The sequence below is a fragment of the Rhodoferax sp. LS1P39 genome, from assembly GCF_056521425.1.
In genome coordinates, this window is the sequence record NZ_JBWMAV010000011.1 from 44,039 (window position 1) to 64,019 (window position 19,981).

The 19,981-nt window shown below is 65.3% G+C and carries 26 protein-coding genes; 13 read left to right on the forward strand and 13 right to left on the reverse strand.

The annotated features are described in order from the left end of the window. Positions 1 to 31: 31 nt before the first annotated feature. A complete protein-coding gene (locus tag AC097O_RS16870) occupies positions 32 to 856 on the forward strand; it encodes an HDOD domain-containing protein (RefSeq protein ID WP_479594065.1) in 825 nt (274 codons plus the stop codon). Continuing rightward, positions 853 to 2,004, forward strand: a complete 1,152-nt coding sequence (locus AC097O_RS16875) for a patatin-like phospholipase family protein (RefSeq protein WP_479594066.1) — start codon at positions 853 to 855, stop codon at positions 2,002 to 2,004. The genes AC097O_RS16870 and AC097O_RS16875 overlap by 4 nt, the downstream gene beginning before the upstream one ends. A 5-nt stretch (positions 2,005 to 2,009) precedes the next feature. Here the strand turns inward: AC097O_RS16875 and AC097O_RS16880 are convergent, their stop codons facing one another. Together AC097O_RS16880 and trhA are read right to left on the reverse strand one after the other, a co-directional pair. Then, positions 2,010 to 2,294 carry a hypothetical protein gene (locus AC097O_RS16880; protein WP_315184450.1) on the reverse strand — a complete coding sequence of 95 codons (285 nt, stop codon included), beginning with the start codon at positions 2,292 to 2,294 and terminating at the stop codon, positions 2,010 to 2,012. Between the two features lie 76 nt (positions 2,295 to 2,370). Beyond that, on the reverse strand, positions 2,371 to 2,997 hold the full coding sequence (gene trhA / locus AC097O_RS16885; RefSeq protein WP_479594067.1) for a PAQR family membrane homeostasis protein TrhA: 627 nt from the start codon (positions 2,995 to 2,997) through the stop codon (positions 2,371 to 2,373). A gap of 81 nt (positions 2,998 to 3,078) precedes the next feature. On the opposite strand from trhA, the gene AC097O_RS16890 reads away from it, so the two are divergent. Together AC097O_RS16890 and AC097O_RS16895 are read left to right on the forward strand one after the other, a co-directional pair. Then, entirely contained in the window at positions 3,079 to 4,005 is a 927-nt protein-coding gene (locus tag AC097O_RS16890) for an alpha/beta hydrolase (RefSeq protein WP_479594068.1), read from the forward strand. 228 nt (positions 4,006 to 4,233) lie between these two features. Next, positions 4,234 to 4,677, forward strand: coding sequence for a GNAT family N-acetyltransferase (locus AC097O_RS16895; RefSeq protein WP_479594069.1), 444 nt, complete (start codon positions 4,234 to 4,236; stop codon positions 4,675 to 4,677). Here the strand turns inward: AC097O_RS16895 and ygfZ are convergent. Next, positions 4,660 to 5,547, reverse strand: a complete 888-nt coding sequence (ygfZ, locus tag AC097O_RS16900; RefSeq protein ID WP_479594070.1) for a CAF17-like 4Fe-4S cluster assembly/insertion protein YgfZ — start codon at positions 5,545 to 5,547, stop codon at positions 4,660 to 4,662. The genes AC097O_RS16895 and ygfZ overlap by 18 nt on opposite strands. Positions 5,548 to 5,594: 47 nt before the next feature. On the opposite strand from ygfZ, the gene mltG reads away from it, so the two are divergent. The 6 genes from mltG (at position 5,595) to AC097O_RS16930 (ending at position 10,059) form a co-directional block, all read left to right on the forward strand. Beyond that, positions 5,595 to 6,578, forward strand: coding sequence for an endolytic transglycosylase MltG (gene mltG, locus AC097O_RS16905; protein ID WP_479594071.1), 984 nt, complete (start codon positions 5,595 to 5,597; stop codon positions 6,576 to 6,578). Continuing rightward, positions 6,575 to 7,228, forward strand: a complete 654-nt coding sequence (gene tmk / locus AC097O_RS16910) for a dTMP kinase (protein WP_479594072.1) — start codon at positions 6,575 to 6,577, stop codon at positions 7,226 to 7,228. The genes mltG and tmk overlap by 4 nt, the downstream gene beginning before the upstream one ends. Next, positions 7,225 to 8,226, forward strand: a complete 1,002-nt coding sequence (locus tag AC097O_RS16915) for a DNA polymerase III subunit delta' (RefSeq protein ID WP_479594073.1) — start codon at positions 7,225 to 7,227, stop codon at positions 8,224 to 8,226. Before tmk ends, AC097O_RS16915 begins: the two co-directional genes overlap by 4 nt. Beyond that, entirely contained in the window at positions 8,223 to 8,582 is a 360-nt protein-coding gene (locus AC097O_RS16920; RefSeq protein ID WP_315184470.1) for a PilZ domain-containing protein, read from the forward strand. The genes AC097O_RS16915 and AC097O_RS16920 overlap by 4 nt, the downstream gene beginning before the upstream one ends. A 26-nt stretch (positions 8,583 to 8,608) precedes the next feature. Continuing rightward, entirely contained in the window at positions 8,609 to 9,403 is a 795-nt protein-coding gene (locus tag AC097O_RS16925) for a TatD family hydrolase (RefSeq protein ID WP_479594074.1), read from the forward strand. 89 nt (positions 9,404 to 9,492) lie between these two features. After that, the gene (locus AC097O_RS16930) at positions 9,493 to 10,059 is read left to right on the forward strand and encodes an ankyrin repeat domain-containing protein (protein ID WP_479594075.1); all 567 of its coding nucleotides are present in this window, start codon (positions 9,493 to 9,495) and stop codon (positions 10,057 to 10,059) included. 161 nt (positions 10,060 to 10,220) lie between these two features. Here the strand turns inward: AC097O_RS16930 and AC097O_RS16935 are convergent, their stop codons facing one another. Both AC097O_RS16935 and AC097O_RS16940 read right to left on the reverse strand, forming a co-directional pair. Then, the gene (locus AC097O_RS16935) at positions 10,221 to 10,913 is read right to left on the reverse strand and encodes a heavy-metal-associated domain-containing protein (RefSeq protein ID WP_479594076.1); all 693 of its coding nucleotides are present in this window, start codon (positions 10,911 to 10,913) and stop codon (positions 10,221 to 10,223) included. 15 nt (positions 10,914 to 10,928) lie between these two features. Next, positions 10,929 to 13,205 (reverse strand): heavy metal translocating P-type ATPase, encoded by a 2,277-nt coding sequence (locus AC097O_RS16940; protein ID WP_479594077.1) that lies wholly within the window; start codon positions 13,203 to 13,205, stop codon positions 10,929 to 10,931. Positions 13,206 to 13,285: 80 nt separating this feature from the next. On the opposite strand from AC097O_RS16940, the gene AC097O_RS16945 reads away from it, so the two are divergent. Beyond that, a complete protein-coding gene (locus AC097O_RS16945; RefSeq protein WP_479594078.1) occupies positions 13,286 to 13,702 on the forward strand; it encodes a MerR family transcriptional regulator in 417 nt (138 codons plus the stop codon). Here AC097O_RS16945 and AC097O_RS16950 read toward each other — a convergent pair. The 7 genes from AC097O_RS16950 to smpB form a co-directional block, all read right to left on the reverse strand. Next, positions 13,668 to 13,967 carry a copper-binding protein gene (locus AC097O_RS16950; RefSeq protein ID WP_479594079.1) on the reverse strand — a complete coding sequence of 100 codons (300 nt, stop codon included), beginning with the start codon at positions 13,965 to 13,967 and terminating at the stop codon, positions 13,668 to 13,670. The two genes, AC097O_RS16945 and AC097O_RS16950, sit on opposite strands and share 35 nt — an antisense overlap. 15 nt (positions 13,968 to 13,982) lie before the next feature. After that, the gene (locus tag AC097O_RS16955; protein WP_479594080.1) at positions 13,983 to 14,465 is read right to left on the reverse strand and encodes a cupredoxin domain-containing protein; all 483 of its coding nucleotides are present in this window, start codon (positions 14,463 to 14,465) and stop codon (positions 13,983 to 13,985) included. Between the two features lie 88 nt (positions 14,466 to 14,553). Continuing rightward, on the reverse strand, positions 14,554 to 15,918 hold the full coding sequence (locus tag AC097O_RS16960) for a multicopper oxidase family protein (protein WP_479594081.1): 1,365 nt from the start codon (positions 15,916 to 15,918) through the stop codon (positions 14,554 to 14,556). 1 nt (position 15,919) lies between these two features. Beyond that, complete coding sequence (locus AC097O_RS16965; RefSeq protein ID WP_479594082.1) at positions 15,920 to 17,320, reverse strand: TolC family protein; 1,401 nt, start codon at positions 17,318 to 17,320, stop codon at positions 15,920 to 15,922. Then, positions 17,317 to 17,571, reverse strand: a complete 255-nt coding sequence (locus tag AC097O_RS16970; protein WP_479594083.1) for a hypothetical protein — start codon at positions 17,569 to 17,571, stop codon at positions 17,317 to 17,319. Before AC097O_RS16970 ends, AC097O_RS16965 begins: the two co-directional genes overlap by 4 nt. Positions 17,572 to 17,651: 80 nt before the next feature. Further along, positions 17,652 to 18,038 (reverse strand): hypothetical protein, encoded by a 387-nt coding sequence (locus AC097O_RS16975; RefSeq protein ID WP_479594084.1) that lies wholly within the window; start codon positions 18,036 to 18,038, stop codon positions 17,652 to 17,654. Between the two features lie 12 nt (positions 18,039 to 18,050). After that, positions 18,051 to 18,524, reverse strand: coding sequence for an SsrA-binding protein SmpB (gene smpB, locus AC097O_RS16980; protein ID WP_315184498.1), 474 nt, complete (start codon positions 18,522 to 18,524; stop codon positions 18,051 to 18,053). Between the two features lie 61 nt (positions 18,525 to 18,585). Between smpB and AC097O_RS16985 the strand changes: the two genes are divergently transcribed. After that, positions 18,586 to 19,026, forward strand: a complete 441-nt coding sequence (locus AC097O_RS16985; protein ID WP_479594085.1) for a type II toxin-antitoxin system RatA family toxin — start codon at positions 18,586 to 18,588, stop codon at positions 19,024 to 19,026. After that, entirely contained in the window at positions 19,019 to 19,363 is a 345-nt protein-coding gene (locus AC097O_RS16990) for an RnfH family protein (RefSeq protein WP_479594086.1), read from the forward strand. Before AC097O_RS16985 ends, AC097O_RS16990 begins: the two co-directional genes overlap by 8 nt. 2 nt (positions 19,364 to 19,365) lie before the next feature. On the opposite strand, the gene AC097O_RS16995 is transcribed toward AC097O_RS16990, so the two are convergent. Continuing rightward, positions 19,366 to 19,863, reverse strand: a complete 498-nt coding sequence (locus AC097O_RS16995) for a DUF4124 domain-containing protein (protein WP_479594087.1) — start codon at positions 19,861 to 19,863, stop codon at positions 19,366 to 19,368. Positions 19,864 to 19,981 lie beyond the last annotated feature (118 nt).

Consider the following 19,981-nt stretch of genomic DNA (forward strand, 5'->3'; position numbering starts at 1 on the left):
GCACCATTCCCCACGCCAGGAACCCGCACCCATGGAGTTAAAAGACCTGCTCGCATCCGAAGCGGCCCTGCCCAGCATCCCCAAGGCGGTGGCGTTGCTGCTCAGCGAGCTGGCGCGTCCCGAGCCGGACCTGCGCAAACTCGGCCAGTTGATCGGCACCGACCCGGCCCTGACCACCCGGCTGCTGACGCTGGCCAACTCGGCCATGTTCAACCTGTCGCGCAAAGTCAGCAGCATCCCCGAGGCGCTGGCGATTTTGGGCATCGAGCACCTGCGCAGCCTGGCCCAGGCCGCAGCGCTGGGCCTGAGCTTTCGGGCGGTGCCGGGGGTGAATCTGCAGCAGTTCTGGCGCTACAGCCTGAACGTGGCCAAGCTCTCGCGCGCTTTAGCAGGCGCGGTGCGGCACAACCCGGCCACCGCCTTCACCGCAGGCCTGGTGCACGCCGTGGGCGAATTGGTGATGCACATGGGCATGCCCCAGGAGATGGCCGTGCTGAACCAGCAGGTGCTGCCGCTGGACCTGCGCCGCGCCCGCATGGAAACCAAGCGCCTGGGCTTTTGCTACGCCGACGTGGGCGCGGGGTTCGCCCGCAAATGGCAGTTTCCCGACCGCATCGTCGATGCCCTGCAGTCGCAAATCTTCCCGTTTGACGACGGCGTGTACGAGCCCCTGGCGGGCGTGGTGCACCTGGCCGCCTGGCGCGCCCGCGCCAAAGAGGTGGACTATGACGAGAGCGCGTTGGCGGGCAGCTACCCTGGCGAGGTGGGCCTGGCGCTGGGCCTGGACATCGACATGGTGTTGCAGCAGGACCCGATCGACTGGTCGGCCAAGACGGACCTGGGGGCCTTTGTTTGAGGGCTCTGAGCCTGTACGCCGGCCCTACGGCCTTCAAACATCTGCAACAGCATGGCCTGCAACCCCGCGATGTGCGGGTGATCCCGGCAGCAGCGGGCGGACCCAAGGGCCTGGTGCTAGGGCGGCTGGACCGCTTTCTGTTTGGCGACTGGCTGCGTGCCAGCGGCCACACCATCCATCTGGTGGGCGCGTCCATCGGTGCCTGGCGCATGTCCACCGCCTGCCTGAAAGACCCGCTGCAGGGCTTTGACCGGCTGGAGCAGGAATACATTTTTCAGCACTACGACCTGCCACCGGGCCGCAAAATGCCCACGCCCGACACCATCAGCCGGGTGTTTGGCGGCAACCTGCAGGCGTTTTACGCAGGGCGCGAAGCCGAGGTATTGCAGCACCCCTGCTACAAGCTGCACATCATCACCTCGCGCGGGCGGCATCTGCTGGCGCGCGACCAGGGCTTGCGCACGCCGCTGGGCTTTGCGGGGGCCTATGTAGCCAATGCGCTGCGCCGCAAAACCATGGGGGCCTGGCTGGAGCGGGTGGTGTTCTCCAGCCAGCACGCGCGCCTGCCGTTTCGCAGCCGCGACTACCCGACACGCCAGTTCGACCTGACGCCGCAGAACTTTGTGCCCGCGCTGCTGGCCAGTTGCTCGATACCGTTTGTGCTGCGCGCGGTGCACGACATCCCCGGCGCGCCGCCCGGTGCCTACTGGGACGGTGGCCTGACCGACTACCACCTGCACCTGCAATACCTGCGGCCCAGGATTGCTATGCAAAAAATAGCTGCTCACGCTGATGGAATAAGCACGGATGGCCTAAATGGTATAAAAAATGTGTCTACCGCCGGGCTTGTGCTGTACCCGCACTTCCAAAAAGCCGTGGTGCCCGGCTGGCTGGACAAACGCCTGACCTGGCGGCACAAGTCGTCCAGCTTCCTGGACAACATGCTGGTGCTGGCCCCGAACCCCGACTGGGTAAAGACCCTGCCCAACGGCAAGATTCCGGACCGCGCCGACTTCAGCCACTACGGCCTGGACCTGCCCAGCCGCGCCAAGGCCTGGACCGGTGCCATCGCTGCCAGCCAGCAAATGGCCGATGAATTTGCCCAGTGGCTGCAGCGGCCCGACATGGGGCTGGTGCAGCCGCTGTAGAAACCTCAGTTCAGTTCGCCGAAGTGCGAGGTGCGGTCTTGCGGGCCTTGTTCCTGGATTTGCAGCGACAGGTCGTACAGCTTGGACTTGCCCGCGATGTAGCGGTCCAGCCGCCATTCCTTCAGGATGTCCAGCGCCAGGTCAAAGCGGTCCAGGTCCAGCGCGTACAGCTTCTCCAGGGGAAACGGCTCGTTGGATTCCAGCGTCAGCACCAGTTGGGCCAGCGTGCGGGCGGCCTCGGATTCGGGGTGCTTGGCGATGAATTTCTGGGCTTCTTTGATGGCGTTCATGGGGCGGTCCTGGGGATGGATGTGGGAATACCCGTATTGAACCCCACCCAGGCCCATCCAGCATGACGGTTTGATTTCAGAAATGTGACATTACCGCACCCGCATGGCAGGCGCTGCCCAGCACCACAAAGCCATGCCACACCGCATGCGCATACCGCCAGCGCCCATCCAGCGCAAAAAACACCACGCCTGCCGTGTAGGCCATGCCCCCCGCCAGCAGCCACGCCCGTCCCGAGGGCGAGAGCTGCTCCACCAGTGGCACGGCGGCCACCAGCACCAGCCAGCCCATCGCCAGGTACAGCCCCGTGGACACCCAGGGGTGCGACAAACGGCCTCGCACCTTCAGTACAGTGCCCGCGATGGCCACCAACCAGACCAGCGCAAACAGCGTCCAGCCCCAGGCACCCAGCCTCGCCCCCAGGGCAAATGGCGTGTAACTGCCCGCGATGAAAAAATAAATCGCTCCGTAGTCCACCTGCAGCCAGCGCTGCTTGGCCCGCCCCGCGGGCAGCGCGTGGTACAGCGTGGACGACACATACAGCAGCAGCAGGGTCGCCGCAAACACGCTGGCCCCCAGCCAGTGCGGGCCCGCTGCCAGCACCAGAAACGGCGCACCCACCAGCGCCGCCAGCAGCGCGACCGCGTGGCTCAAGGTGTTGGCGATTTCTTCGCCCCGGCTTTGCGGTCGCTCCTGGGTGGGCATGGGTGGGGCCTTCAATAAAACCTGTAGTGAACTAGGTTTTGGTGGCAAAACCGTGACACCGGGCCGTTAGGATTACACCCAATGCACACAGCCCCTCTTACCCCCGCCATGGCCGGTGTCCTGCACCGCATGGCCCGCGCGCGCCGCACGCCCATGCACCTGCTCACGCCCCAGCAGGCCCGCGATGCCTATGAAATCGGCGCGGCCCTGCTGGAAGTGCCCAAGGCCGCCCTGGCGCGGGTAGACGATTTCACGATTGCAGCGCGCGACGGCTTTGCCATACCGGCCCGGCGCTATGCCCCATCCTTCGAGCCCTTGCCCACCTTGCTTTTTTTTCACGGTGGCGGCTTCATGATCGGCAGCGTCAACACCCACGACATCCTGTGCCGCGAACTCAGCCGCCTGAGCGGCTGCGCCGTGGTGTCGCTGGGCTACCGCATGTCCCCCGAGCACCGCTTTCCCACGGCGGTGGAAGACGCCTGGGACGCGCTGGCCTGGCTGGCCACCCAGCCCGACTGCACCGCCGTGGCTGTGGGCGGCGACAGTGCAGGCGGCACGCTGGCTGCCGTGTGCGCCATCCAGGCCCGCGACGCGCAGCTGCCGCTGGCCCTGCAACTACTGTTCTACCCCGGCTGCGCAGCCCATGCCGATACGCCCTCGCACAGCCGCTTTGGCAGCGGTTTCTTGCTGGACCAGGCGCAAATCCACTTCTTCTTCAGCCACTACCTGCCACACGCTGCCAATTACACCGATTGGCGCTTCGCCCCGCTGAATGCCCCCGACGTAGACGGCGTGGCCCCCGCCTGGTTCGGCCTGGCCGAATGCGATCCGTTGGTGGACGAGGGCGTGCTCTACGCCGACAAACTGCGCCTGGCCGAGGTGCCGGTGGATCTGGAGATTTACCGTGGCGTGACCCACGAATTCATCAAAATGGGGCGGGCGGTACCGGAGGCCAAATTGGCGCACCAGGCTGCTGCGCAGGCTCTTCGTAAGGCATTTGATTTATGACTACTTTCACTATCGGAGTTACGGCTTCCCCCATGGGCGTTAGCCAATGGGGGTCAGACCATCACCCGCATTGGGGTTCTGACCCCTATTGGCGGGTTGAAGTTAACAAGCGGTCAGGCACCAAAGACCGTGCAAACCCGCACCGTCCGTCACGCAGAACCGCCAGGAGGGGTCAGAGCCCAAATGCGGGTTATGGCGGCTCTGCTACGGCAGTGAAGGAGCGCGCAATTGGGATCTGACCCCACCAGGCTCGGCACCTGGAGCCAGCTCGGAGCCCAGGCCTCCCAAGTCCGCACTGCCGTGTTCGTACACGAGCAAAACATCCCCGCCGAGCTGGAATGGGACATGGCCGACCAGACTGCTGTGCATGCGGTCATCTGCGATGCCCAAGGGGAGCCAGTAGCCACCGGGCGGCTGCTGGTGCACGCACCGGGCGTTGGGCGAATCGGGCGCATGGCAGTGCTCGCCAGATTGCGCGGCAGTGGCCTGGGCCAGCAGGTGCTGGAGGCCCTGGTGCAGGCCGCGCGGGAGCGTGGTGACGTGGAGGTGTGCCTGCACGCCCAGACCAGCGCCCAGGGCTTCTACGAGCGGCTGGGCTTCACGCCGCGGGGCGAGGTGTATGCGGAAGTGGGGATTCCGCACATCGAGATGTTTTTAGATATCCGCCAGTAGCTCGTACGGCAGGGGCAGCAGGGTCAAAGCCGCTCCATCCACTGTCAAAGTCCCTTCCTGCATCGCCGCAAGTTGCAGCGACACAATCGCGTCCCACCCGCCTTCGGGGGTTGCTACGGCCTGCACCACGATGCCACACGGCTGCTCGGCATCGGCGCTGTGAAACACCTCTTGCCCCGCCGCCATCGCCACGTCCGCATGCACGATGGCGGCGCGGCGCTTCAGGGTGCCGCGGAACTGGCTGCGGGCCACGATCTCCTGGCCGGGGTAGCAGCCTTTTTTGAAGTTCACACCGCCGACCGACTCGTAGTTCAGCATCTGCGGCACCAGAGCCTCAAAAATCGGGGTGGACACGGTAGCGATGCCGCTGCGCACCTCGCTCCATAGCCACAGGTCCAGGCCCAGCGCCGGGCCTGCGGGCGCGGGGCTGCCGGTGGGGGTGATGACCATCGCGCGCGGCTGGCCGTCGGCGGGGTAGAGGGCGACGGTGGTGGTGCCGTCCAAGGTGGCGGTGGTCCAGGTGGGCTGGGTCGGGCCGCCGACCACACCGTAAAGGTCGAAGTCCGCCGTCGCATCCGTCAACTTGGCCTGGGCGCGCATCACAAACATGCTCAGGCGTTTGAGCGTAGCGGCCAGCAGGTCGCGGTGGCAGATGAGCAAAATCTCGGTGGCGCTGCGTTTGAAGCCGATGAAGCTGGCCTGCATGCGGCCCTTGGCGTTGCAAAACGCGGCCAGGCGGGCTTCGCTCTGGCCCAGCAGCGCGAAGTCTTGCGTGAGCTGGCCGTGCAGAAATTTGGCTGCATCGGCACCTTCGGCGCGGATGACACCCAGGTGGGTGAGGGGGGCGGAGCCGGTGGGTAGATGGGTCATGGGGTGAATTATCATCGCCCCTTGTTATCAATAAGGCTTGTAAGGCTGTGCGTCGTCTGATCTTGGTTTTGCTCTTGGTAGCGGGTGTGGGCGGCGGCGCAGCATGGTGGTGGTTACACCAGCCGCTGGCCCTGGCCGCGCCGTCGCTGGATTTGTCGATTGAGCCCGGCACCGGTGCGCGCGGCGTGGCGCAGGCGGCGGTGGCAGCGGGTGTGCAGACCTCGCCAGTGCTGCTGTATGCCTGGTTCCGCGCGTCGGGCGATGCCCGCCAGATCAAGGCGGGCAGCTATGAAATCACCACCGGCACCACGCCCATCAGCCTGCTGGGCAAGCTGGTGCGCGGCGACGAGGCACTGCGCTCGGTCACGCTGGTGGAGGGCTGGAACTTCACCCAGGTGCGCGCCGCGCTATCCAAAGCAGAGCAGCTCAAGCCCGACAGCCAAGCGCTGGGCAATGATTCCATCATGGCCGCGCTGGGCCGTCCGGGTGTGCATCCCGAGGGCCGCTTCTTCCCCGACACCTATACCTACTCCAAGGGCAGCAGCGACTTTGCGGTGCTCAAGCGTGCCATGCACGCCATGGACAAAAAACTGGCCGCCGCCTGGGCGCTGCGCCAGCCCAGCAGCGAAGCCAAAACCCCCGAACAGGCGCTGATCCTGGCCAGCATCATCGAGAAAGAAACCGGCCAGTCGGGCGACCGCACCCTGGTGGCGGGCGTGTTCAACAACCGGCTGCGCATCGGCATGCCGCTGCAGACCGACCCCACGGTGATCTACGGCCTGGGTGCGGCGTTTGACGGCAACCTGCGCCGCCGCGACCTGCAAGCCGACACGCCCTACAACACCTACCTGCGCCGGGGCCTGCCGCCCACGCCGATTGCCATGCCCGGTACGCAGTCGCTGCTGGCCGCGGTGCAGCCCGCCAGCACCACCGCCCTGTACTTTGTGGCGCGTGGCGATGGCACCAGCCAGTTCAGCAGCAGCCTCGACGAGCACAACAACGCCGTCAACAAATTTCAGCGCAACAAATGAACCCACCCGGCATCTTTATCAGCTTTGAAGGCATAGACGGCGCGGGCAAGTCCAGCCACATTGCCGCCGTGGCCGCCGCCTTTGAAGCGCAGGGCAGGGTGGTGACGCTGACCCGCGAGCCCGGCGGCACGCCGCTGGCCGAAAAGCTGCGCACCCTGGTGCTGGGCGATGCCATGGACCCGCTGACCGAAGCCTTGCTGGTCTTCGCCGCCCGGCGCGACCACCTGCAGCACGTGATCGAGCCCGCCCTGGCGCGCGGCGAGGTGCTGGTCTGCGACCGCTTCACCGATGCCACCTTTGCCTACCAGGGCGGTGGCCGGGGCTTCGATCTGGGTGTGCTATCTTATTTAGAGCTGCTTGTGCAATCAGTACCGGCGCTAGGTGCCAATTTCATTCGTAACCCGGATCTGACACTGTGGTTTGACCTGCCGCCCACCGTGGCCGCCGAGCGCCTGGCCGGTGCCCGCGTACCCGACCGGTTTGAATCCCAACCCGCCGCCTTTTTCGCCCGCGTGGCCGACGGCTACGCCCAGCGCGCCGCCCAGGCCCCGGCCCGGTTTGCACGCATTGCTGCCGACGTAGAGCGCGACGCGGTGTGGCAGCAAATCCATGCCGTGTTGGTCCAGCGCGGCTGGATGGAGGTGGCATGAGCAATCCCCTTTTACCCCCCTGGGTGGCGCAGCAGCGCGACAGCCTGCTGGCCCAGCGCGGCCACGCCTGGCTGCTGCAAGGCCCCAGCGGCCTGGGCCAGTACACGCTGGCGATGGAGCTGGTGCGCGCCTGGCTGTGCGATGCCCCCACCGCCCAGGGTGCCTGCGGCCAGTGCGCCAGTTGCCATGCCATTGAGGTGCACGCCCACGCCGACCTGTGCCTGCTGATGCCCGAGGCCATGATGGTCGAGCTTGGCTGGCCGCTGAGCGAAAAGGCCCAGTCCGACATCGACGACAAAAAGCGCAAGGCCAGCAAGGAAATCCGCGTGGATGCCATGCGCGATGCGGTCGAGTTCTCGCAGCGCACCAGCGGCCGGGGCCGGGGCAAGGCGGTGCTGGTGTACCCGGCCGAGCGCATGAACCACATTACGGCCAACGCCCTGCTCAAAACCCTGGAAGAGCCGCCGGGCGACGTGAAGTTTGTGCTGGCCACCGGGGCGGCCCACCAATTGCTGCCCACCATCCGCAGCCGCTGCATGGGCCACAACATGGTCTGGCCTGAAAAAGATGTATCCACCGCCTGGCTGCAGGCCCAGGGCGTGCCCGCTGCCGATGCCCCGGTGCTGCTGGCCGCCGCTGGAAGCCGCCCGGAAGATGCCCTGCAATGGGCCCGCGCCGGGCGCACCGCGCACAGCTGGTCGGCCATTCCGCGTGCCGTGGGGCAGGGCGTGCTGACCGTGTTTGCCGACTGGGCTCCGGCCCAGGTAGTGGACGCGTTGCAAAAGCTCTGCCACGACCTGCTGCTGGCCCGCGTGGGGGCCGCGCCGCGGTTTTTTGCGGCCAGCGATCTACCCGCCGCGCCGCCGGTTTCTGCGCTCACCCAGTGGTCCAAAGACCTGAACGCCACCGCCCGGGTGGTCGAGCACCCGTTTAATGCAGGGCTGCTGCTGGAATCGCTGGTGGGCCGGGCCCAAAACGTCCTAAACTCACGGCCATGAGCAGCAACCATTCCTCGCCCCGCCCCAGCGTCATCCAACTGGCCATCAAGGAAAAAGGCGCGCTGCACGCGGCCTACATCCCGATGTTCACCGAGGGCGGCCTGTTCATTGCCACCTCCCGCGACTACCAGCTGGGCGACGATGTGTATGTGCTGCTGTCCCTGCCGGACGACCCGCAGCGCTACCCCATCGCCGGGCGCGTGGCCTGGGTCACGCCCGCGCGCGCTGCAGGCAACCGCACCCAGGGCGTGGGCATCCAGTTTCCCAAAGAGGAAAAAGCCCGCGTGCTGAAGATCAAGATTGAAGAGATCCTCGGGCCCCACCTGGCATCCGACCGCCCCACGCAAACCATCTAGTTCTCTTCGCGCTTTCGCGCGCCGCCATGTTTACCGACTCCCACTGCCATCTCAGCTACCCGAACCTGGTAGCCAACCTGCCCGCCATCCGCACCGCCATGGCCGAGGCCCAGGTCACCCGCGCCCTGTGCATCTGCACCACGCTCGAAGAGTTTGCCGATGTGCACGCCCTGGCCACCGGCTATGACAACTTCTGGGCCACGGTGGGCGTGCACCCCGACAACGACGACGTGTTAGAGCCCACACTGGACGATTTGCTGCAACGCTCGGCCTTGCCCCGCGTGGTGGGCATTGGTGAGACCGGGCTGGACTACTACCGCCTGGGCGAACGCAGCGTGGCCGACATGGAGTGGCAGCGCGCGCGCTTTCGCACCCACATCCGCGCCGCCCGCCAGGTGGACAAGCCGCTGGTGATCCACACCCGCAGCGCCTCCGACGACACCATCGCCATCCTGCGCGAGGAGGGCGAGGATGGGTCAAAGGGCAGCGCGGGCGGCGTGTTCCACTGCTTCACCGAAACCCAGGCCGTGGCCCGCGCCGCGCTGGACCTGGGGTTTTACATTTCCTTCTCGGGCATTCTGACCTTCAAGACCGCCCAGGACATCCGCGACGTGGCCGCCTTTGTGCCCATGGACCGCCTGCTGATCGAGACCGACAGCCCCTACCTCGCACCCATGCCGTTCCGCGGCAAAACCAATACGCCCGCTTACGTGCCCTACGTGGCCCAGCAGGTGGCGGACATCAAGAAGCTGTCGGTGGAAGAGGTGGCGCACACCACCAGCGCCAATTTCGATCGCCTGTTTCGCGGAGTTTTATCGTGATAAAGCACTTTAAGAAAGTCGTATACCTTGTTGTTTTAATAGGCTTTAGTTTCGCACAGGCTGGTTCGTTCGACGACTTCTTTACAGCTGTGCAGCGCGACAATGGCGGCGAGATCCAGTCGCTGCTGCAGCGCGGCTTCGACGGCAACACCACCGATGCGCAGGGCCGTTCGGGCCTGTACCTGGCGCTCAAGGGTGAGAACCTCCAAGCGGCCAACGCGTTGCTGGCCTGGCCCAAAATCAAAGCCGAGACCCGCACTGCCCAGGACGAAAGCCCGCTGATGCTGGCTGCCCTGCAGGGCCGTTTGGCGCTGTGCACCCAGCTGATCGCAAAGGGCGCGGATGTCAACAAGACCGGCTGGACCCCGCTGCACTACGCCGCCACCCACGGCCACCTGGACGTGATGCGCCTGCTGCTGGAAAACCATGCCTACATCGACGCGGCCTCGCCCAATGGCAGCACACCGCTGATGATGGCCGCGCAGTACGGCACGGACGAGGCCGTCAAGCTGCTGCTGGACGAAGGCGCCGACCCGCTGCTGAAGAACCAGAAAAGCCTGACCGCCATCGACTTCGCCCAGATCGCCAACCGCCCGGCCACGGTGGAGATGGTCTCCGCCGCCGTGCGGGCCCGCAAGCCCAAAGGCACCTGGTAATTAGTGTGGTGTTGCGCGCTATCTGGAACATAAAACCGCGTCTTTTCGACCATGATGTTGTTGCAAATCCGCGCCATAGCGGTGCTATGGCTGTGGTTTGCGCCTAATCCTGGCCAAAAATCCATCGGTTTTATTTGTTCCATCAAGCACGCAACACCACACTACATCGCCAACGCCATCGCCGCCATGGCCACCATGCCCACGTCTTCGATGATGGTGACGGTGGACATGGGCAGCTGGAACACCGTGCCCAGGCAGGCACAGCGGATGCTGCGCTTGTCCAGCACCGCGCCGATCACGCCGATCGCCGAGAAGCCCATCACCACCAGCGTCACCACGTTAGTCAGCACCGGCTGGAAGTGGGCCAGATAGGCCACGCCCAGCGCCAGTTCCACAAACGGGTAGATAAACCCCCAGGGCCGCCAGCGCCGGGCCAGCAGGTCGTAGCCCGCATAGGCATCGGCGAACGCGGCCACGTCCAGCAGCTTGAAGAACGAAAACACCAGAAAGAACCCGGCCATGAAGTAATGCATGGTGCCCATGGCGCTGACCTGCGCGCCTTGCAGCAGCAGGCTGGCCCCCAGGATGTAGGCCAGGATCAGCAACAGCGGGCGGTAGGTGGCGAACCAGCTGGGGGCGACGGCAATGGGCGGTTCCACCACGGCAGGTGCCACCACGCTGTAGTGGCTGCCCGCCAGCGCGGCTTGCAGGGTGGCCACATCCATGGGGCCGGGTAGCGTGGCCTGGGGCGGCTTGAGTTGTACTTGCACGCCGGGGGCGACGGCTTCCAGTTTGGCCTGTACGCGCTTGACGCAGCCGCCGCAGGTCATGCCGGTGATTTCAAAAGTAGTCATGGTTTTCATAGCCTATCAGTGTGTATTTATTTTCGCGTGGCGCAGGCGCAGGGCGTTGGTGATGACCGAGGCCGAGCTCAGGCTCATGGCCAGGGCCGCCACCATGGGCGACAACAGCCAGCCGGTCCAGGGGAACAGCACGCCCGCGGCCAGTGGCACGCCCAGCGCGTTATAGACAAAGGCAAAACCCAGGTTCTGCCGCATATTGGCCATGGTGGCGTTGGACAAGGCCCGCGCGGTGGCGATCCCACGCAAATCGCCTTTGACCAGGGTGACCTGGGCGCTGTTCATCGCCACGTCGGTGCCGGTGCCCATGGCAATACCTACATCGGCCTGGGCCAGCGCCGGGGCATCGTTGATGCCGTCGCCCGCCATCGCGACCTTGCGGCCCTCTTTTTGCAGCCGCAACACCAGGGCCAGTTTGTCAGCGGGTTTAACTTCGCCGTACACCTCGGTGATGCCCAACTGCTGGGCTACGGCCTGCGCGGTACCCACACCGTCGCCCGTGGCCATCACGATGCGGATGCCCGCTGCGGTCAGGGCCGCAAGCGCTTCGGCGGTGCTGGCCTTGATGGGGTCGGCCACGGCCAGCAGCCCGGCCAGTTGGCCATCCACCGCCAGGTAGATGACGCTGGCACCGCCACGGCGCAAGGCTTCGGCCGGCACATTGAGCGTGGCGACTGCCAAGCCCAATTGCTCCATCAGCACGGTGTTGCCCAGCGCCAGGGCGTGACCCTCCACCTGGCCCTGCACGCCGATGCCGCTGGCCGATGTGAATCCCACTACCGGCGCCAGGGCCAGGCCACGGTCGCGGGCGGCGCGGACGATGGCATCGGCCAGCGGGTGCTCGCTGCCCTGGTCCAGGCTGGCGGCAAGGCGCAGCAAACCATCGGCATCGAAGCCCGGCAGAGGCAGGGCGCTGTGGAACACCGGCTTGCCCTCGGTCAGCGTGCCAGTTTTATCAACGACCAGGGTGTCGATCTGGCGAAAGTTTTCGATGGCCGCCGCATCGCGGAATAGCACGCCCTGGGTGGCACCGCGCCCGGTGGCCACCATGATGGACATGGGCGTGGCCAGGCCCAGCGCACACGGGCAGGCGATGATGAGCACGGCCACCGCGTTGATCAGCCCGTAGCTCCAGCTGGGCGCGGGGCCGAAAACGCCCCAGGCGATCAGGGTCAGCACGGCGATGGCCACCACCGCACCCACAAAATAGCCCGCCACCGAGTCGGCCATGCGCTGCATCGGCGCTTTGGAGCGCTGGGCCTGCACCACCATTTGCACGATTTGCGACAGCATGGTGCCGGAGCCCACCCGCTCGGCCTGCATGGTCAGGGCCCCCGTGGTGTTGAGCGTGGCACCAATCAGCTTGTCGCCGCTGCGCTTGGTGACGGGCATGGGTTCGCCGGTCAGCATGGACTCGTCCACCGCGCTGCTGCCGTCCAGCACCACACCGTCCACCGGTACTTTTTCGCCAGGGCGCACCCGCAGGCGGTCGCCGATGTGCACGTGGGTGAGCGGGATGTCGGCTTCGCTGCCGTCTTTGGCGATGCGGCGGGCGGTTTTGGGCACCAGGCCGAGCAGCGACTTGATGGCCGCCGAGGTTTGCGAACGGGCTTTGAGCTCTAGCAACTGGCCCAGCAGGGTGAGCGAAATAATCGTTGCCGCTGCCTCAAAGTACACCGCCACCCGGCCCATGGACATGAACGATGCCGGAAACACCTGCGGTGCCAGCGTGGCCACCAGGCTGTAGACAAAGGCCGCGCCCGTGCCCAGGCTGATCAGCGTCCACATATTCGGGCTGCGGTTGCGCAGAGATTGCCAGCCGCGCACAAAGAACGGCGCACCCGCCCACAGCACCACCGGCAGGCTCAGGGCCAGCTCGATCCAGCTTTGCACCTGCATGTCAAACCACTGCAGGCGGTGCCCCAGCATGGCCAGCACCATCACCACCACGCTCAGCGGCAGGGTCCACCAGAAGCGGCGGCGAAAGTCCACCAGCTCGGGGTTTTCGGCCTCGTCCAGGCTGGGCATTTCCGGCTCCAACGCCATGCCGCAGTGCGGGCAACTGCCAGGGTGGTCTTGCCGCACCTCGGGGTGCATGGGGCAGGTGTAGATGGCCCCGGCCACTGCGGGTGCCGGGCTAGGCTCTGGCGGAGCGAGGTACTTCAGCGGGTTGGCTACAAACTTGGTTTTGCAGCCTGCACTACAAAAATAGTAGCTATGACCCGAATGGGTATGGGCGTGGACAGACTTTTCGGTCACTGTCATGCCGCAGACCGGGTCTTTCATGGAGGCTCCTTTGCAAACTCTATGGCCTGAGCATAAACTCCGTAGTCAACCCCAGAGTCAAGCGGTTTTGAAAGGTTTTTATGGATTCCGTCCCCACCGCCACCCTGACCATCGGCAAGCTGGCCCAAGCCGCCGGGGTCGGGGTGGAAACCATCCGCTACTACCAGCAGCGCGGTCTGTTGCCGGTGCCCGAGTCGCGTGGGGCCTACCGCTATTACCCGGTGGCGCTGGGCCAGCGCATCCGCTTCATCAAGCGGGCGCAGGAGCTGGGCTTTTCGCTGGACGAGGTGGCCGAGCTGCTGTCGCTGGAAGACGGCCTGGACCGCCGCGCCATCCGCCAGATCGCGGGCCAGCGGCTGGACGAGATCCGCACCCGGCTGGCCGACCTGCAGCGCATGCAGCAGGCGTTGTCGCATCTGATCGACAGCTGCGAACACACGGGCAAAGAGCTGCCGTGCCCGATCATTGAGACGCTGGCGCAGGCTGCAGGTCGGTAACGACCAGCGCGCTCCCGATCTGCTCGGCGGTGAATTTCACCTTGTCGCCCGCTTTCACGCCCTCCAGCAGGGCCGGGCTTTTCACCTGGAACACCATGCTCATGGGCGGCATGTCCAGGTTCTTGATCTCGCCGTGGCGCAGGGTGATTTTTTGGGCTTGCAGATCGACTTTGCGGACTTCGCCGTCGGCCCAGGGCAGCAAGGGCTGAGCGAAAGAGGTGGTGCTGAAAAAGCTGGCAACAAGAATGGCGGTACTGATTTTCATGGTGGCTCCTGTTGGTTAGGCGGTGACGGTGATCTTGCCGACCATGCCGGCCTGGTAGTGCCCGGGGATCAGGCAGGCAAAGGCGAAGCTGCCGGGGCGGTTGAAGGTCCAGACGATGCTGCCTTTGTGGCCCGCGCCCACATGGGCCATGTAGGGCGCGTCGTGTTCCATGCCGGGGAACTTCACCATCAGCGCGGCGTGCTCGTCTAGTGCGGCCTGGGTGCCAATCACCAGCTCGTGGCCCAGCGCGCCGGGGTTCTTCATGGTGAAGCGGATGGTTTCCCCCAGCTTGGCGGTGATGGTGTCGGGGCTGAAGCGCATGCTGTCGAGCATGCTGATCTGCACCGTGCGCCTGGCCGCTTTGGCATCGCCTGCAATGCCCCAGTCGGTTTGCTCTTTTTTCACCGGGCCGTGGGCTGTGGTGTGGCCGGGCCCGGCCAGCGCTGGGCCTGCGGCCAAGAGTGCAAGGGCCGTGAGTGCGTTTCTGCGGTTTGTCATGGAATTCTTTCGGTTAATTTAAGGAAAATCGGGCTCTAGCGCTTATTCGATGGGCGAGAGCAGCTATCAAATCAATAGTGTTCAGGCCTCAATGCCCACTGTGCGCGCCCGCACCGGGCTTGCGTACCTGCACCGCATCGGTAGGTGCAACGGCTGCCGGGCGCGCAGGTTCGGCCAAGTCACCAGTCCATTCAAACGCCCGCGTGCCCGGCGGCTGCCGGTAGGCACCGGGGTCGCTGTAGTCGCCCGGCTTTTGGTCTTTGCGCACTTTGAGCGTGGTGAACATGCCGCCCATCTCGATGGGGCCATAGGGGCCGGTGCCGGTCATCATGGGCAGGGTGTGGTCGGGCAGGGGCATTTGCATCTCGCCCATGTCGGCCATGCCGCGCTCGCCCATCAGCATGTAGTCGGGCACCAGTTTCTGGATTTTTTGCACCAGGCCCCGGTGGTCCACGCCGATCATGTTGGGCACGCCGTGGCCCATGGGGTTCATGGTGTGGTGGCTTTTGTGGCAGTGCAGCGCCCAGTCGCCGGGCTCGTCGGCCAGAAATTCGATCTGCCGCATCTGGCCCACGGCGATGTCGGTGGTCACCTCGGGCCAGCGGGCGCTGGGCGGCACCGGGCCGCCATCGGTGCCGGTAACCACAAATTCATGGCCGTGCAGGTGGATGGGGTGGTTGGTCATCGTCAGGTTGCCCACGCGGATGCGCACCTGGTCGCCCTGGCGCACGTTGAGCGTGTCAATGCCGGGGAAGGCCCGGCTGTTCCAGGTCCACAGGTTCTGGTCCAGCATGGTGTTGGGCCGGGGCGTGGTGCTGCCGGGGCTGATGTCGTAGGCGTTGAGCAAAAAGCAGAAATCGCGCTGGACTTCGGCGATGTGCGGTGTTTTGGTTTTGGGATGGGTCACCCAAAAGCCCATCATGCCCATGGCCATTTGCACCATTTCGTCGGCGTGCGGGTGGTACATGAAAGTGCCGGGGCGGCGCGCCACAAATTCATACACAAAGGTTTTGCCTACCGGGATCTGCGGCTGGGTGAGGCCGCCCACGCCGTCCATGCCGTTGGGCAGGCGCTGGCCGTGCCAGTGGATGGTCGTGTGCTCGGGCAGGCGGTTGGTGACGAAGATGCGCACGCGGTCGCCTTCCACCACCTCGATGGTGGGGCCGGGCGACTGGCCGTTGTAACCCCACAGCGTGGCCTGCATGCCGGGGGCGATTTCGCGCACCACTGGCTCGGCCACCAGGTGGAACTCTTTCACCCCGGCGTTCATGCGCCAGGGGCAGGTCCAGCCGTTGAGCGTGACCACCGGGTTGTACGGGCGGCCATTGGGCGGGGTAAGCGGCGGGGCGGTGGCGGCGGTGGTGGCGATCACCGGCTCGGGCAGGGCGGCCAGGGCGACTTTGCTGACGCTGGCAGCCAGCACAGCGCCTCCGAAGAATGTTCTGCGGTCCATGTCAATGTCCTTGGGTGGGTTCGGGGCTTGCGCCAGATGAGAGGGATGCCAGCGCGCCAGGCGAGGTGCCGGTCAGGGCGGTCTGTACATCCGCCTCGGCCAGCCAGAAGTCGCGCTGGGCTTCGATGGCGCTGTTCACGGCCAGGCTTTGCTGGCGGGTCTCGGCCAATAGATCCCACACGCTGGCCAGCATGCCGTTGTAGCGCAGCACCTGCTCTTCAACGATGAACTTGCGCAGCGGCACGATCTCGTCGCGGTAGTGCACGGCCAGGTTGAAAGCGGTGCGGTAGGCAAAGCTGGCCTCGCGCGCCTCCGATCGGGCCTGGATGGCCACGGCACGCACCTGGGCCGTGGATTGCAGATAGACCGCCTTGGACCGGGCATGGCGGGCACCACCCCAGTCGAACAGCGGCAGGGGCAGCTCCAGCTCCCAGCCGCGCTGGGTGTCTTTGCCGCCGTGGGCGTTGTCGAACGTGGTGTTGCGGCTGTAGCTGAGGGCCAGGCCGTCGAAATAGCCCACCACCTTGTCAAAGCCTTCCTGCCGGGCGATATACCCGGTGCGTGCCACGGCGGCGCGCACGTCCAGCCGCTCGCGCAGGGCCCGGGCTTCGATGTCGGTGATCTCGGTAGCTGCCTTGGGCAGGTCGGGCAGGCGGTCTGGCAAGGTAAAGCTGGTCTGCGCGCCCCACAGTCCCATCAAGCGGATGAGCTTTTCGCGGCTGCTGAAAGCGGTTTGCTGGGCGCGGGCCAGTTGCGCAGTGGCTTCGGCCAGCAGCAGCTGTTCGCGGGCCTGCTCCAGGCGGCTCCAGTTGCCCACGCGGGCCATGCGGCGGGCCAGCTCGGCACCGGCTTCGGCGGCTTCTTTCACCTCGCGCAGGTACTGGGCGCTTTGCTGGGCGGACACGGCGGTGATCCAGGCTTTGCGGGTGTCTGCGGCCAGCCGCACCACGTCTTGCGCGGCCTGCAACTTGGCCGTTTCGTGCTGCTGGCCTTGCCACTGGGCGCGCCAGGGCAGGGCCAGCAGCCCGAGCACGTTGAAGCTGAGCATGCGCTCTATCTCGCGGGTGTCGCCCTCGGTGAAGCGGCCGATGGCGAAGTGCGGGTTGGGCAGGCGGCCCATTTGCACCCGGTCTGCGTCGCTGATGCCCAGCGTCGCAAGCGTTGCCTGCAGTTGCGGGCTGTTCAGCAGGGCGATGCGCACGGCAGCCTCGGCGCTGAGCGGCTGGGCCAGCAGGTCGGCAACGGCTTGCGGATCGGGTTTTAGCTGCGGCCTGACACCGCCGGTTTTGCCTTGGGTGAGCTGCTGCACCGCGCCCAGGTCGCCGTCGGGCGAGAGCGTGGCGCAGCCGGTCAAGACCAGCAGGGCCAGGGCCGTGCCGGTGGCTTTCAAGCGGCGGCTCATTTGGCAACCTGGGGATTTTGGGCAGGCTGGGCTCGCTCCCACTTGAGCACATCGGCATGGCCGCGAGGGAACTGGGCCACGTCGGCATGGGCGCGCTTCCAGTCCAGCGTTTGGGTTTCCACCCCGGTGGGGGTGTCGATAAACACCGAGCGGTAGGCTACGGCGGGCACGGGCACAGTTGGATCGGCGGGGCCTTGTGCCCACGCAGCGGCGCACAGCAGCGCACTGGTGCTTAAAAATAAAGTTCTCAAAATAATCTCCTGAACGACACAAGCTGCGCCCGCAACGCTGCCGGTTCAGGCAAATTGCGGACGGACTACGGCTAGGGTGTTCAGGAAATCGGTGGTTTCAGCGCAAACGCAGCGGGTACGCTGGCGAATCGGGCGGGGCCGGTGGTGGGCTGCGCGTGGGGCAGCCAGGGAGTGGGGAGGGCTAGGAACGGTGCGGGGGCGGCCACGCTGTTGCACATCTGGCACAGCGGGCAGGTGCCGCAGTGGGTGCTGGTGGTGGAGTCGGAGGGTTCAGCGTCTGCGGCCGCATGGCAATCCGCCTGCGTTTCTGCATCAAAAGTGGCCTCAGCGCTTATTCCGTGGGCGTGAGCAGCTACTGTTTGTGTAGCGCCTGCCTGTGTGGCCATCATGTCCATCGCCATGGCCTCGCCCACCCAGCCGCGCAAGGGCAGCAGGACGAGCATGAGGATGAGGACGAGGCGGCGCATGGAGTGCCAATATTAGCGGCTGCGCGACTTCATGGCGCGTTCGACTTCGCGTTTGCCTTCGCGGTCCTTGATGGTGTCGCGCTTATCGTGCTCGGCCTTGCCCTTGGCCAGGGCGATTTCGCACTTGATCTTGCCCGCTTTCCAGTGCAGGTTCAGCGGCACCAGGGTGTAGCCTTTTTGCTCCACCTTGACGATCATTTTCTTGATCTGCTCCTTGTGCAGCAGCAGTTTCTTGGTGCGCACCTTGTCGGGGCTGATGTGCGTAGAGGCCGAATTCAGCGGGTGGATCTGGCAGCCAATCAGGAACAGCTCGCCCGCGCGCACCACCACGTAGCCGTCGGTGAGCTGCACCTTGCCTTCGCGCAGCGACTTGACCTCCCAGCCCTCCAGCACCAGGCCGCACTCGATGCGCTCCTCGAAGAAGTAATTGAAAGCGGCCTTTTTGTTGTCGGCAATGCGGGCGGTAGGATCGGGTTTTTTGGCCATTGAATGCTATGAAGGAGGAGGGCGGGAGCAGGTTCTACAATCCCGCGCAGCCCTCCATTCTATGAAAAACGTCCACAAGTCCGTCCTCATCTGGTACAGCGCCGAAGAAATGTTCGCCCTGGTCACCCAGGTCGCGTTGTATCCGCAGTTTTTACCCTGGTGCGACCAGGCCGCCGTGCTGTCGGAGGATGCCGATGGCATGACGGCCGAAGTGGGTATTGCGTTTGGCGGCATCCACCAGAAGTTTGTCACCCAGAACACCCACGTGGCCGGGCGGCAAGTGGGCATGCGGCTGATCAAGGGCCCGTTTTCCAACCTGGACGGCACCTGGAACTTCACCCCCGTGGGCGACGGCAGCCAGCGTGCCTGCCGGGTCGATCTGCAGCTCAACTACGGTTTTGACAACATCGCCCTGTCGGCCCTGGTGGGCCCGGTGTTCGACCGCATTGCGGGCAGCCTGGTCGATGCCTTTGTGAAGCGCGCCGAGCAGGTTTATGGCTGATACGGCGTTACACATCACCGTGGTCTGTGCCGTGGCACCTGGCAATGTGGTCGAAGTGCCGCTGGATCTGCCGGTGGGCGCGTGTGTGGCCGATGCCTTGCGTGCCTGCAGCGCCTTGCCCGCGTTTGCCGGTGTGGATCTGCCGGGCCTGGACACCGGGGTTTGGGGCACATTGGCAGCACCTACCCAGCCGCTGGCAGAGGGCGACCGGCTGGAGCTGTACCACCCGCTCACCGTAGACCCCAAAGTCGCCCGCCGCACCCGTTTCACCCGCCAGGGCGCAGGCCGCGCGGGCCTGTTCACCAAGAAGCGGGTCGGGGCGAAGGCCGGGTACTGAAGTTACTTGCAGTCGGCGCTGATCACGTCCTGCAGGCGCTTCAATTCGGCGGCACGGGCGGCATCGTCCAGGATTTCACGCTCGCCCTTGTCATTGGTGCGGGCAATGCGCACCCCTGAGTCGAAATTGGCCTTGGACTGCTTGGCCCGGGTGCAGTTTTCGGCCTGGGCGGCGGCGCTTTTGTCTACTTCGGCCTTGCGCTGGGCGGCTTCGGCGGCTTCGGCCTGCTTTTTCTTCTCTTCCAAAGCCTTGTCCACGCCGCTGATTTTGGGCGCAGAAGCTGCCGAAGCCGCTGCAGCGGGCACGGCGGCGACGGCCACTGGTGCGGCTTTGGCCGTACCGCCGGGCTGGCGCCAAATATTTTTGGCTGGAATATCGGGCGGCGGGCCCCGGTCGCTGAACACTTTGCGGCCGTCTTTGTCGATCCATTGCCACTGTGCGGCAGCCCCCCAGGACACGGCACACCCCAGGGCCAACGCAAGCAATTTGTGCAGTTTCATGTGCGGAGTTTAGCGGCGGGCCGTGTGGTTTTACGCGTTTTGGACGGGTATGGACGCAATTGCTTCAAGCTTGTTACAGAAATAGGGGTTCTTGCGGGCTTGTACAATCTGCCTTTTG